General features: G+C 65.7%; 10 protein-coding genes. 1 reads left to right on the top strand and 9 read right to left on the bottom strand.

All coding sequences use genetic code 11. The features are described 5' to 3' along the window. Position 1: 1 nt before the first annotated feature. Together HV793_RS22515 and HV793_RS22510 are read right to left on the bottom strand one after the other, a co-directional pair. A complete protein-coding gene (locus HV793_RS22515) occupies positions 2–286 on the bottom strand; it encodes a DUF1330 domain-containing protein (protein WP_013392289.1) in 285 nt (94 codons plus the stop codon). Between the two features lie 203 nt (positions 287–489). Continuing rightward, the gene (locus HV793_RS22510) at positions 490–2,142 is read right to left on the bottom strand and encodes a CTP synthase (RefSeq protein ID WP_054450715.1); all 1,653 of its coding nucleotides are present in this window, start codon (positions 2,140–2,142) and stop codon (positions 490–492) included. A 268-nt stretch (positions 2,143–2,410) separates the two neighbouring features. On the opposite strand from HV793_RS22510, the gene HV793_RS22505 reads away from it, so the two are divergent. After that, positions 2,411–3,364 carry a hypothetical protein gene (locus HV793_RS22505; RefSeq protein WP_225590355.1) on the top strand — a complete coding sequence of 318 codons (954 nt, stop codon included), beginning with the start codon at positions 2,411–2,413 and terminating at the stop codon, positions 3,362–3,364. A gap of 72 nt (positions 3,365–3,436) precedes the next feature. Here the strand turns inward: HV793_RS22505 and HV793_RS22500 are convergent, their stop codons facing one another. The 7 genes from HV793_RS22500 to HV793_RS22470 all read right to left on the bottom strand — a co-directional run bounded on the left by HV793_RS22500 (position 3,437) and on the right by HV793_RS22470 (position 12,707). Beyond that, positions 3,437–5,227, bottom strand: coding sequence for an aminopeptidase P family protein (locus HV793_RS22500; RefSeq protein ID WP_175213966.1), 1,791 nt, complete (start codon positions 5,225–5,227; stop codon positions 3,437–3,439). Between the two features lie 14 nt (positions 5,228–5,241). Beyond that, positions 5,242–6,066: a M55 family metallopeptidase gene (locus HV793_RS22495; protein WP_175213965.1), complete on the bottom strand. Its 825-nt coding sequence runs from the start codon at positions 6,064–6,066 to the stop codon at positions 5,242–5,244. A gap of 20 nt (positions 6,067–6,086) precedes the next feature. After that, positions 6,087–7,181, bottom strand: coding sequence for a DmpA family aminopeptidase (locus HV793_RS22490; protein ID WP_119450955.1), 1,095 nt, complete (start codon positions 7,179–7,181; stop codon positions 6,087–6,089). A gap of 108 nt (positions 7,182–7,289) precedes the next feature. Then, positions 7,290–8,189, bottom strand: coding sequence for a glutathione ABC transporter permease GsiD (gene gsiD, locus HV793_RS22485; RefSeq protein ID WP_054450707.1), 900 nt, complete (start codon positions 8,187–8,189; stop codon positions 7,290–7,292). 7 nt (positions 8,190–8,196) lie between these two features. Then, positions 8,197–9,117, bottom strand: coding sequence for a glutathione ABC transporter permease GsiC (gene gsiC, locus HV793_RS22480; RefSeq protein WP_013392281.1), 921 nt, complete (start codon positions 9,115–9,117; stop codon positions 8,197–8,199). An 89-nt stretch (positions 9,118–9,206) separates the two neighbouring features. Beyond that, complete coding sequence (gene gsiB, locus HV793_RS22475) at positions 9,207–10,760, bottom strand: glutathione ABC transporter substrate-binding protein GsiB (RefSeq protein WP_054450705.1); 1,554 nt, start codon at positions 10,758–10,760, stop codon at positions 9,207–9,209. Positions 10,761–10,826: 66 nt separating this feature from the next. Beyond that, on the bottom strand, positions 10,827–12,707 hold the full coding sequence (locus HV793_RS22470) for a dipeptide ABC transporter ATP-binding protein (protein ID WP_175213964.1): 1,881 nt from the start codon (positions 12,705–12,707) through the stop codon (positions 10,827–10,829). Positions 12,708–12,713 lie beyond the last annotated feature (6 nt).

Genomic DNA, 12,713 nt, shown 5'->3' with positions numbered 1-12,713 from the left:
TTTACATTCCCTGAACGATAAACATATTCATGACAGCCGCGCCTTCGCGGGCATTGCGGGCGCGGCGGTACTGCCAGGAGTCGTAGAAAGCCTGGGCCGCGGTCATGGAGGGGAATTCCATGACGACGGTACGGCCAGGCTCACGGCCCTCGAGGTGCCTGGAATCGCCGCCGCGCACCAGGATCTTCGCATCGTACGCGCGCATTGCGAGCGTGGACAGACGCTTGTAGTCCTCGTACTGCGCGGGCTTGGTCACTGAGACGTCGGCGATGAGGTAGGCACTCATGGGATTCCTTCAGAGCAGTTGCGTTGGTTTCGGTCTGACGCCGGATACGGCGACGCCGCCAGTGTCGCGCAAGGCGGCCGGGCGACGCATATCCGATGCTAATTGGTTGTATCCGAAAGAAGCGCCGCCGTATAGGGCGGCGCTGAGGCGGCGGCCCGCGGTCCCGAAGATCCGCTTACGGAACTCCAGACCGCAGACGCGCATTACGCCTCCTGACCGCGGCGAGCCTTCTGCTCGATGGCGGCGCGGATATAGCTGGCGAACAACGGGTGGCCGTCACGCGGGGTCGACGTGAACTCCGGGTGGAACTGCACGCCCACGAACCACGGGTGGTCGGGCAATTCCATCATTTCCGGCAGGTTCTCGGTCGGCGTGCGGGCGCTGATCACCATGCCGGCTTCTTCCAGGCGCGGCACGTAGACGTTGTTGACCTCGTAGCGATGGCGGTGACGCTCGTTCACTTCGTCGCCGTAGATCGACTGCGCGCGGGTGCCCGGCTTGATCGGCACGCGCTGCGCGCCCTTGCGCATGGTGCCGCCCAAGTCGGACGACTGGTTGCGCTTTTCGACCTTGCCTTCGCGGTCCATCCATTCGGTGATCAGGGCCACCACGGGGTGCGGCGCCGAGGGATCGAATTCCGTGCTGTTGGCGCCGCCCAGGCCGGCGACGTGGCGCGCGAACTCGATCACGGCCAGTTGCATGCCCAGGCAGATGCCCAGGTACGGCACACCGTTTTCACGGGCGTAGCGGATCGCGGCAATCTTGCCTTCGGTGCCGCGCTTGCCGAAGCCGCCCGGAACCAGGATGGCGTCCAGGTGCTTGAGCTGGTCGGTGCCGCGGGTTTCGATGTCTTCGGAGTCGATGTACTCGATGTTGATCTTCGAGCGCGTGTGGATGCCGGCGTGAACCAGGGCTTCCGTCAGCGACTTGTACGACTCGGTCAGGTCGACGTACTTGCCGACCATGCCGATGGTGAGCTGGTGCTGCGGGTGCTCCAGCGCCTCGACCAGGTTATCCCACATGGACAGGTCGGCCGGCGGCGGGGTCAGGCCCAGCGCTTCGCAGACGATGTTGTCCACGCCCTGCGCATGCAGCATCGCCGGGATCTTGTAGATCGAATCGGCGTCCCAGACGGAGATGACCGCGTCCAGGGGCACGTTGGAGAACATCGAGATCTTGGCGCGCTCGTCGTCCGGGATGCGGCGGTCGGCGCGGCACAGCAGCGCGTTCGGGTAGATGCCGATTTCGCGCAGCTTCTGCACCGAGTGCTGGGTCGGCTTGGTCTTGAGTTCGCCGGCCGACGCGATGAAGGGCACCAGCGTCAGGTGCACGAAGGCGGCGTTGTTGCGGCCCATGCGCAGGCTCATCTGGCGGGCGGCTTCCAGGAACGGCAGGGACTCGATGTCACCCACGGTGCCGCCGATCTCGACGATCGCGACGTCCGTGTTGCCGTTCCAGGCGGCTTCGGCGCCGCGGGCGATGAAGTCCTGAATTTCGTTGGTGATGTGCGGAATGACCTGGACGGTCTTGCCCAGGTAGTCGCCGCGGCGCTCCTTGCGGAGCACGGATTCGTAGATCTGGCCGGTGGTGAAGTTGTTCACCTTGTGCATGCGAGCCGAAATGAAACGCTCGTAGTGGCCAAGGTCCAGGTCGGTTTCGGCGCCGTCTTCCGTGACGAACACCTCGCCATGCTGGAACGGGCTCATGGTGCCCGGATCGACGTTGATGTACGGGTCGAGCTTCAGCATGGTGACTTGCAGGCCACGCGACTCGAGGATGGCGGCGAGCGACGCAGCGGCGATGCCTTTGCCCAGGGAAGACACCACACCGCCGGTGACAAATACGTATTTGGTCATCGTAATGAGCACCCGGGACGAGCGGGCGCGTGCGGGAAATTTGGATTATAGCCGGGAGGCGGAGCTTATTTGGGTTTTCCCCTAGCTCCGGGGCGTAACATTTGGCAGCACTCGAATCGCCGAAAGGGGCATCGCCTTGTGTGGCGCGGCGCAGCGCCGTGCTATGTTCGATCCCTATTTTTTTGCTTGCTGTTTTTTCTCAACACTCCCGCTTCCGCCGATGACCGATCCCGCCCGATCCTCCTACTCGCTCGCCTGGCGCCTTGCGTTGACCGCAGTTTTCCTGCGGCTTGCTTACTCGGCGCTGGTCCAGTCGTACAGCCTGCTGGCCCTGCCCCAGTTCGAGCAAATGCAGGAGATGTACACCCAGCCGCAGTTCCTGGCGCCGCTGCTGGTCCATATCGTCGCGGGCGCGGTGATCGCCGGATTGACCGCTTGGGGAGCCATGCGAGGCTGGCTGGCGCGCCATGACACCCAGGCGGTGACCGAGCCCCGCAAGCTGTTCGGCACCTTCATCGCGCTGTTTCTGCTTTACACCCTGGCCGTGGCGGCAGGCATCGCCTTCCTGCAGAACACGCTGATGCGCTTCGTCATGGACCACCGCGACGTGCTGCAGGAACGGCTCGGCTTCGGCATGATCGGGCAGTTTCTGGCCCTGAACATCATCACCAAGCTCGTGACCATCGTGCTTGAGATCATCGGCATCTGCGTCATCGTGCGCATTGCCGCCTGGACCGTGCAGCCTGCGGGCCCGGCTGGCGGCCCCGCCTATGAACGGCGCCATGCCGCCTGGACGACCGCGCTGACCGTGCTGGTCTGGCAACTGACTGTTTCGATCTGGTTGGGCGGTTTCCTGCAGATGCAGGCTCAGGGCGCTGGCTGGACGGCGTACGCGCTGGGCTATCTGGTCCTGCCTGCGGCCCTGCTGGGGCTATGCACCCTGGTCTGCCTGAACATCCTGCCGCGCCCGATCGGCGCGGCCCGGTTCGGACGGGCCGTCGCCCACGGCACCATCGCCTTCTGGCTGGCGCAGGCGCTGGGCATAGGTTTGGGATTCCTGGCCGTCCGGGCGATGACCTGGGGACAACTGATGCGCGCGGCGGAGTCCCATGCGGCCGCCGGCCTGACGCTGCTGGCCTATGGCGCGCTGCTGGCCTTGGGCTGCCTGATCGGCAGGCTCGCACTGTATCCCCGCGCCAAGACGGCCACGCCGGCAAGCTGACCCGACTCCGCGCGAAGCAAAAGGCCGCGGGCATTGCGCCCGCGGCCTTTTTTCATGCACTCACGCAGCGGTTCAGATCGCGGCGGTGCGGCGCTCCAGCCAGGCCAGCGCCTCGCCTTCGACCAGCGGCGACAGGCGTTCGTACACCGTCTTGTGATAGTCGTTGAGCCAGGCGATTTCGTCGGCGCGCATCAGCGACGGCTCGATGCAGCGCGTGTCGATCGGGCACAGCGTCAGCGTTTCGAAGCACAGGAATTCGCCAAGTTCCGAGGTCAGCCAGGCGCGGTTGGCAACCAGGTTCTCGATGCGCACGCCCCAGCGGCCCGGGCGGTAGATGCCCGGCTCGTTGGAGGTGATCATGCCTGGCTCCATCGCCGTGTGCGGACCCGGCACGGCGCGGTAGGAAATGACCTGCGGGCCCTCATGCACGTTCAGGAAGTAACCCACGCCGTGGCCCGTGCCATGGCCGTATTCCGCGCCGCCTTCCCAGATAGGGGCGCGCGCAATGGCGTCCAGCATGGGCGAAGGCGTGCCGCGCGGGAACGAGGCGCGCGACAGCGCGATCATGCCCTTGAGCACCAGCGTGAAATCCACCTTCTGGTCGGCGCTGGGCGAGCCCACCGCGACCACACGGGTGATGTCGGTCGTGCCGCCCAGGTATTGGCCGCCCGAGTCGATCAGCAACAGGCCGTCGCCTTCGATGGTGGCGTGCGATTCCTGGGTTGCGCGGTAGTGCGGCATCGCGCCGTTGGCGTTGAAGCCGGCGATGGTGGCGAAGCTGGGGCAGACATAGGCCGGCCGGCGCGCGCGCGCAGCGGTGATCTGCTCGTCGATGGTCAGTTCGGTGATGGTTTCATTGCCCAGCGCGCCTTCGAACCAGGCGAAGAACTCACAGAGCGCGGCGCCGTCCTGCGCCATGGCAAGACGTACGTTCGCCAGCTCGGCATCGGTCTTGCGGGATTTCAGCAGCGTGGACGGATTGATGGCCTCGACGCGCGGCACGGCCGGGTCCATCGCATGGAACACGCCGCAGGTCACGCGCGCCGGATCAATCAGCAGCTTCTGATCGAGTTCCAGCGAGGCCAGCGCATCGGCGGCCTGGGCATAAGCGGCCACTTCCACGCCGTCGGCCGCCAGCACGGCGCGCAGGGCGTCGTCGATCTTGCCGTCGGCCACGAACAGCGTGGCATGGTCCTGTCCGACCAGCGCGTGGCCGACGAACACCGGGTTGTAATCCACGTCCGCGCCGCGCAGGTTGAAGAGCCAGGCAATGTCGTCCAGCGTGCTGATGAAATGCACGTCGGCGCCATACGTGCGCATGGCGGCGCGCACCTGCGCCAGCTTGTCTGCGCGGGTCACGCAGGCTTCGGGCGCCACATGTTCATAGATGGCGGCGCCGGGCAGCCCGGCGCGTTCCTGCCAGATGTCTTCCAGCAGATCCTCGCGGATTTCAAGCGCCGCGCCGGCCGAGGCCGCGGCCGCCGACAAGGCGCGGAAAGCGCCCAGGCCCAGCACCTGTCCGTCCACCCCGATGACCTCGCCCGCCTTGGCATTGGCCGCCAGCCAGTCCACATGGCCCGGCGTCGTGGCCAGCGCGATCTTCATCAACTGCACGCAGGTGCCGGCCAACTGAGCTTCGGCCTGCACCCAGTAGCGGCTGTCCACCCACAGGCCGGCGAAATCGGCCGTGACCACCAGCGTGCCGACCGAGCCCGTGAAGCCGGACAACCAGCGCCGTCCCTGCCAGCGCGCGGGCAGGTATTCGGACAGGTGCGGGTCCGAGGACGGAACGACATAGGCGGACAGGCCGCGGCGGCTCATGGCCTGCCGCAATTGGGCAATACGGGCGTCGGTGCTAGACATGGGGGATGGGATCCTTAGCGCAACATGAAAGACATGGCGGCCAGGCTGTTCAGCGTGCGGACGGCGGACTGCATGCTATCCGTGGTGAATCGCAAGGTCACGCCGTCCACGCGTTCCAGCGTGGGCCACATGCAGAACAGGTCGGCCAGGGCCGAGCTCTGCGTCTGCAACCGGCATTCTATAGGGGCGGGAATGCGGAAAGGAACCACTCCCCCTTTCTTCAAATTGCGCACGGCGGCTTCGGCGGCGGACGCAATCGCGCGGCGCGATGCAGCAGGCGACAGGGTCACGCCGCTACCCTGCCCATGGGCCACCTTGGTCTGCACCCATTCGGCGCCCGGGAAGGTATCGCGAGTCTCCGCGATGAAGGCATCGTCGCCGGTGCCCAGGATGACGGGTACGCCCATCTCGCCCGCCAGCGCGCCGTACAGGCCGGCCTCGCCCAGCTCCATGCCGTTGATGATTACGCGGGCAAAGGCGAAGCTGTTGATGGTGTGGGCCAGGATGCCGCGGCCCTGCGAACGCGAGTGGTAGCCGATCATGAAGACGGCGTCGCAGCCCTCTTCCAGACCGCCCATCATGCCGAGGTAACGCGGCTTGCCCAGCACCAGGCGGGCGCGTTCGTCTAGGCCGTCAGGCAGCAGGTTGCGAAAGCCGCCGTGCGAATCGTTGACCAGGATCTCTTCGGCGCCGCCGGCGATCGCGCCTTGCACGGCCGCGTTGGCCTCGGCGGTCATCCAGGCGCGGGCGCGCTCGTATTCGCCGTTGCCGGCGCGGACTTGTTCGGAATGAAAGACGCCGGCGACGCCTTCGATATCGGTGGAAATCAGGATCTTCATGGGATCAGCCTCGGAGGATTTCAGAATTCGGTTTCGGACAGCCACTGGCGCCACTGCGGCGCCGCGTCGCGGATCGCGGCGCGGTGGTTGCCGTCGCGCCCCGTCACGCCTTCGGCATGCCACAGCGCGGAAATGATGGCCTGTTCGCAGGCTTCGGCGGCGGCTTCGAACAAGGGATCGATGCGGGCCTCGTGCAGCATCGCCACCGCCGGCATGGGCTGCTCCGGCAGTTGCGGCACCGTATAGGCCGTGGAAAACGCCAGCGCGATGTCGCCGCTGCCATGGCCGTACACCGAACCGGTGCGGGCCAGCCCCGCCCCGGCCCGCAGCGACAGGCGGCGCAACTGGCGCGAGTCCAGCGGCGCATCGGTCGCCAGCAGCAGGATGATGGAACCCTTCTCGGGCACGATGGCGGCGTTCTCGCCCGCCTGGGCGAGGCTGCTGTCCAGCTGCTGCGCCAGCCGGCGGCCGAAGGGCCTGCCCGCCACGGTCAGGTTGGGCAGGCGGCCGAAGTTCGCCAGCACCAGCGCGCCAACCGTGTATTGCGGTCCGGCCTGAATGGATGCCAGGCGCGAGGCCGAGCCGATGCCGCCCTTGAACGAGAAGCAGGACATGCCCCGGCCCGCGCCGACGGCGCCCTGCTCGAACGGCTTGCCCGCGGCGGCCAGCGCCTCGGCGTAGTGCGATTCCTGCACCGCCAGCGCCTGGATATCGTTCAGATAGCCATCGTTGCATTCGAAGACCAGCGGATTGACGGTAGCCATGCCGCGACCAATGCCAGGGTTCGCGGCGACCGCGGCGCGGATCTGCGCATTGGCCACCGTACCCACGCCAAACGTATTGGTCAGCGCAATGGGCGTTTCCAGCACGCCCAGCTCCTGCACCTGGACCAGGCCGGTGCTCTTGCCGAAGCCGTTCAGCACGGTGGCGGCAGCCGGCACCTTATCCAGATAGGGATCGCCGGCATGCGGACGCACCACGGTTACGCCGGTCTGCAGCGGGCCTTCGGCCAGCGTACGGTGGCCGACGGCGACCTCGCCCACGTCGCAGATCGAATCCAGCGGTCCCGATGGCAGTACGCCGATGCGGGGGATGTCCAGCGCTTGTTTGTCCATGTTCGCTGCGTGTCGCCACGCTCCTGAATGTAAAACGCCGCCGCCCTGGGGCGACGGCGCAAAGATTCGCCCTCCACGCCAGCCCTCCAGGGAGGGCCGGCGGCAGGATTACTTGCGGTCGATCTTGGGATCGAGCGCGTCGCGCAGGCCGTCGCCCAGCAGGTTGAACGCGAGCACCGTGAAGAAGATCGCCAGCGCCGGGAAGATTGCCACGTGCGGCGCGATCACCATGTCGGCGCGCGCTTCGTTCAGCATCGCGCCCCACTCCGGCGTGGGGGGCGAAGCGCCCATGCCCAGGAACGACAGGCTGGCCGCGGTGATGATCGAGGTGCCGATGCGCATCGTGCCGTAGACCACGATCGGCGAGATCGTGCCGGGCAGGATGTGGCGCATGATGATGGTCCAGTCGGACGCGCCCACGCTCTTGACCGCTTCGACGTAGGTCATCTGCTTGATCGACAGCGTGTTGCCGCGCACCAGGCGGGCAAACGCCGGCACGCTGAACACGGCCACGGCCACGATCACGTTGACCATGCTGGAACCCAGGATGGCGACCACGCCGATGGCCAGCAGCATGCCGGGGAACGCCAGCAGCACGTCGGAGATGCGCATCGTGATGCGTTCCCACCAGCCTTCGTAGTAGCCCGCCATCAGGCCCATGAAAGTGCCCACGACGGCGCCCATGGCGACGGACAGGAAGCCCGCGGCCAAGGAGATGCGCGCGCCCATGATGATGCGGCTGAAGATGTCGCGGCCCAGCGAGTCCACGCCCAGCCAGTGGGTGGTGGAAGGTCCGGCGTTCAGGGCGTCGTAGTCGAAGAAGTTCTCCGGGTCGAACGGCACGATCCACGGCGCGAAGACCGCGACGACGACGAGCAGCAGGACGAAGATGCCCGCGCCGACGGCGAGCTTCTGCTTCTTGAATTTGCGCCAGAACTCGGTGGCGGGGGTGCGCACGTCGTTCTTGGGAGCGGCGGCGATGGTCGTGGCGGGTGTCGTATTGCTCATGGCCGCCTCACTTGTAACGGATGCTGGGATTGATGACGCCATAGAGCACGTCGACAATCAGGTTGATCAGGATGAATTCCAGCGAGAACAGCAGCACCAGGCCCTGGATCACCGGATAGTCGCGCTGGGTCACGGCGTCCACCAGCAGGCGGCCGAGGCCGGGCCAGTTGAACACGGTCTCGACCACGATGGAGCCGCCCAGCAGGAAGCCGAACTGCAGGCCCATCATCGTGACGACGGGAATCAGCGCATTGCGCAGCGCGTGCTTGATCACGACGCGGCGCTCGGTCAGGCCCTTGGCGCGGGCGGTCCGCACGAAGTCTTCCTGGATGACTTCCACGAAGGAAGCCCGGGTAAAGCGCGCCATCACGGCCGCCACGGCGGCGCCCAGCGTGATGGACGGAAGTATGTAGTGTTGCCAGGTCGAGGCGCCCACGGTAGGCAGCCAGCCCAGATTCACGGAGAAGACCTGCATCAGCATCATGCCCAGCGCGAACGCGGGGAACGAGATGCCGGACACCGCCAGCGTCATGCCGAGACGGTCGGGCCAGCGATTGCGCCATACCGCCGACACGATCCCGATGATCATGCCGAAGGTCACTGACCACACCATGCTGGCGAGCGTGAGCCACAGGGTGGGCATGAAACGGTCGGCGATTTCGGTCGAGACGGGGCGCTTGGTACGCAAGGAGGTACCCAGGTCGCCTTGCAGCATGTGGCTGAAATAGCGCACGAACTGCTGCGGCAGCGGCAGATCCAGTCCCAGTTCCTTGCGCACGAGCTCGACGGTCTGCTGGTCGGCCTCCTGGCCCGCGGCCAGTCGCGCCGGGTCGCCCGGAAGCATGTGCACAAACAGGAACACGACCACGGCTACCAGCAGCAGCGTGGGGATCATGCCCAAAAGACGTTTGACGATGTAGGTCAGCATTGAAATTCCTGCAACATCGGCGGGGACACCGCGCCCCCGCCGTATGTGGCCTTACAGGGGCGACTAGGCCCCGAGAGTTACTGCCAGATTTACTGCTTCAGATCGATGTCGCCGAACCAGAACGAGGTGTCCGGCTCAACGTACACGCCCGACAGGTTCTTCGACTTCACGTACAGGTTGTTCTGGGTCACCAGGAAGGCCCACGGGGCGTCCTTCCAGATGGTTTCCTGAACGTTCTTGTAGATTTCGGTCTTCTTGGCGCGGTCGGTCGTGGCCAGGGCTTGCTGGATGCCATCGTCCACCGACTTGTTCGAGTAATACGACACGTTGTTGAGCACCGGCGGGAACGCGGCGGTGGTCAGCAGCGGACGCAGGCCCCAGTCGGCTTCGCCGGTCGAGGACGACCAGCCGGCGTAGTACATGCGGACCTTGGCGTCTTCAGGCTTCTGCACCTGTTGGACGCGCTGCACGCGCTGGCCCGATTCCAGCACTTCGACCGACACCTTGATGCCGACTTGCGCCAGTTGCTGCTGCAGGAACTGCACCACCTTCACCGAGGTGCCGTCGTTATAGGCGGACCACAGCTGGCTTTCGAAGCCGTTGGGGTAGCCGGCTTCGGCCAGCAGGGCCTTGGCCTTCTTGATGTCGTACGGCCACGGGCCGGTCTTGTGCGCGTAGTCCACGCCTTGCGGCACGACGCCGTCGACGATGGTGGCATAGCCCGAGAAAGCGACCTTGGCCAGGGCTTCCTTGTTGATGGCGTAGTTGATGGCTTCACGCACCTTGACGTTGTCGAACGGCTTTTGCTGCGTGTTCATCGACAGGTAGCGCGCCATGATCGAGTTGTGGTGATCGACCACGTCCAGCTTGTCGTTCTTCTTCAGCACGGCGGCCTGCTCGAACGGCACCGGGAAGGCGAACTGCGCTTCACCCGTCTGCACCACGGCGGCGCGGGTGTTGTTGTCCGTCACGGTACGGAAGGTCAGGGTGTCGACCTTGGGGTAGCCCTTCTTCCAGTAGCCGTCGAACTTCTTGACCTTCAGGTATTCGGCCGGCTTCCATTCGACGAATTCGAAGGGACCGGTGCCCACGGGGTGGAAGCCGATTTCCTTGCCGTACTTGGCCAGCGCGGCGGGCGAGATCATCATGGCGGCCGGGTGGGCCAGCGCGTTGATGAAGGCCGAGAACGGCTTCTTCAGCGTGATCTTGACGGTCATCGGGTCGACCACTTCGGTCTTGTCGATGACGCTGAACTGGATGTAGCGCGACAGGCGGTTGTCCGGATTGGCCGGACGGTCGAAGTTGATCTTGACGGCTTCGGCGTTGAAATCGGTGCCGTCATGGAACTTCACGCCGGGACGCAGCTTGAAGGTGTAGACCAGGCCGTCTTCGCTGACGGTGTAGTCGGTGGCCAGGACCTTCTGGACCTTCAGGTCCTTGTCGAACTCGAACAGGCCTTCATAGTAGGCCTTGCCGGCCGCCTGGTTCAGCGTGCTGTTGGTGTTGTACGGATCGAGCGTTTCCAGCGCGATGGAGACGGCGAACGTCACGTCCTTGGCGGCATGCGCCAGCGGCGACGCGATCACGCCGAAGGCCAGCGCAGCGGCGGCCATCAGTTTGGTGGGGCGCAGAACTTTCATCATTGCAACTCCTGGTTCCAAAAAGGAATTAGGGGGTTTGGTGGAAGAAAAACAAGTACGACAACTGACTCAATACGCTCCGCCGACCGGATGCCGGGCGACGAAGTGATCCGTTCCGACCTGCACCAGCGGCTGCACCACGGGCTCGTCGCCGAGCTTGCGGATGGGGCTGGGGATTTCGTCGGACAACAGCGTGCGCTTCATGTGGCGGCGGGCCGGATCGGCAATCGGCACGGCGGACATCAGCTTCTTGGTGTAAGGGTGCTGCGGATTCTCGAAAATGGCGCGGCGCGGCCCGATCTCCACGATCTGGCCCAGGTACATGACGGCGACGCGGTGGCTGACGCGCTCGACCACAGCCATGTCATGCGAAATGAACAGGAAGGAAATGCCCATGTCGCGCTGCAGGTCGATCAGCAGGTTCACGATCTGCGCCTGGATCGACACGTCCAGCGCCGACACGGATTCGTCCGCGATCACGACCTTGGGGTTCAAAGCCAGGGCGCGCGCAATGCAGATGCGCTGGCGCTGGCCGCCCGAAAATTCGTGCGGATAGCGCTGCGCCATTTCCGCCGGCAGGCCCACGCGTTCCAGCAGTTCGGCCACGCGGCGCTCGGCATCGCGGCCACGGGCCACGCCGTGCACCAGCAGCGGCTCCATGATGGAAAAGCCGACCGTCACGCGCGGATCCAGCGAGGCGAACGGGTCCTGGAACACGAACTGGATGTCGCGGCGCAGGGATTGCAGTTCGGTGTTCTTCAGGCGCACGATGTCGCGGCCGCCGAAGCGGATCTCGCCGCCCTGGCTGTCGACCAGGCGCAACAGCGAGCGGCCGGTGGTGGACTTGCCGCAACCGGACTCGCCCACCAGCGACAGCGTTTCGCCGGGGAACAGGTCGAAGCTGACCTGCTCCACCGCATGCACGCGGCGCTGCACGCGGCTCATGATGCCGCCGCGCAGATCGAAGCGGGTGACCAGCTTGCGCACGCTCAGGATAGGCTCGCGCTTGGCGTCCGGCGCGGCGGGCGCGCTGACCAGAGCTGCCTCGGGCTGGGCCTGGCCTTCGGCCTGCAGCAGCGGGAAACGCGCGGGCAGGTCCGTGCCCTGCATGGCGCCCAGCTTCGGCACGGCCGACAGCAGCGCCTTGGTGTAGCGGTGCTGCGGCGAGGCGAATACCTGCTCGGACGGGCCTTCCTCGACCTTGTCGCCGCGGTACATGACCAGCACGCGGTCGGCCACTTCCGCGACCACGCCCATGTCGTGGGTGATGAACACCACGCCCATGTGCATTTCTTCCTGCAGCTGGCGGATCAGTTGCAGGATCTGCGCCTGGATGGTGACGTCCAGCGCGGTGGTGGGTTCGTCGGCGATCAGCAGCGCCGGCTTGCAGGCCAGCGCCATGGCGATCATCACGCGCTGGCGCATGCCGCCCGACAGTTGGTGCGGGTAGCGGTCCAGCACCGACTTGGCTTCCGGAATACGGACCTGCTCCAGCATGCGCAGCGCCTCGGCGCGCGCGGCCGCGGCGTCCTTGCCCTGGTGCTGGCGGATCGATTCGGCGATCTGGTCGCCGGCGGTGAAGACCGGATTCAGGGAGGTCATCGGCTCCTGGAAGATCATGGCCATGTCCGCGCCGCGCACACTGCGCATTTCGCGTTGGCTGGATCCGACCAGGTCGATCACGGAACCGTTGCGCCGCCGCAGGGCCATGCTGCCCTGGGCGATGCGCCCGCCGCCGTGCTCCACCAGACGCATGAGCGCCAGGGACGTCACCGATTTGCCCGAACCCGATTCGCCCACGATGGCCAGGGTCTCGCCCCGGTCCACATGGAACGACAGATTGCGCACGGCTTCGACCGTGCGCTCCGATCCCACGAAGCGCACCGTCAGGTCGTCGACCTGGACCACGCGGTTTTCCGGCAGCGCCAGGCTGTTTGCGCGATCAACCATCTCTTT

Origin of the sequence: Achromobacter aegrifaciens, from assembly GCF_902859965.1 — a bacterium.
Lineage (GTDB): Bacteria > Pseudomonadota > Gammaproteobacteria > Burkholderiales > Burkholderiaceae_B > Achromobacter > Achromobacter aegrifaciens.
This window is presented reverse-complemented; position numbering and strand designations above follow the sequence as displayed.

Bases quoted from the DNA above. Each gene is read 5' to 3' on its own strand.
- HV793_RS22515 (WP_013392289.1), bottom strand. From the start codon at position 286: ATGAGTGCCTACCTCATCGCCGACGTCTCAGTGACCAAGCCCGCGCAG.
- HV793_RS22510 (WP_054450715.1), bottom strand. From the start codon at position 2,142: ATGACCAAATACGTATTTGTCACCGGCGGTGTGGTGTCTTCCCTGGGC.
- HV793_RS22500 (WP_175213966.1), bottom strand. From the start codon at position 5,227: ATGTCTAGCACCGACGCCCGTATTGCCCAATTGCGGCAGGCCATGAGC.
- HV793_RS22495 (WP_175213965.1), bottom strand. From the start codon at position 6,066: ATGAAGATCCTGATTTCCACCGATATCGAAGGCGTCGCCGGCGTCTTT.
- HV793_RS22490 (WP_119450955.1), bottom strand. From the start codon at position 7,181: ATGGACAAACAAGCGCTGGACATCCCCCGCATCGGCGTACTGCCATCG.
- gsiD (WP_054450707.1), bottom strand. From the start codon at position 8,189: ATGAGCAATACGACACCCGCCACGACCATCGCCGCCGCTCCCAAGAAC.
- gsiC (WP_013392281.1), bottom strand. From the start codon at position 9,117: ATGCTGACCTACATCGTCAAACGTCTTTTGGGCATGATCCCCACGCTG.
- gsiB (WP_054450705.1), bottom strand. From the start codon at position 10,760: ATGATGAAAGTTCTGCGCCCCACCAAACTGATGGCCGCCGCTGCGCTG.
- HV793_RS22470 (WP_175213964.1), bottom strand. From the start codon at position 12,707: ATGGTTGATCGCGCAAACAGCCTGGCGCTGCCGGAAAACCGCGTGGTC.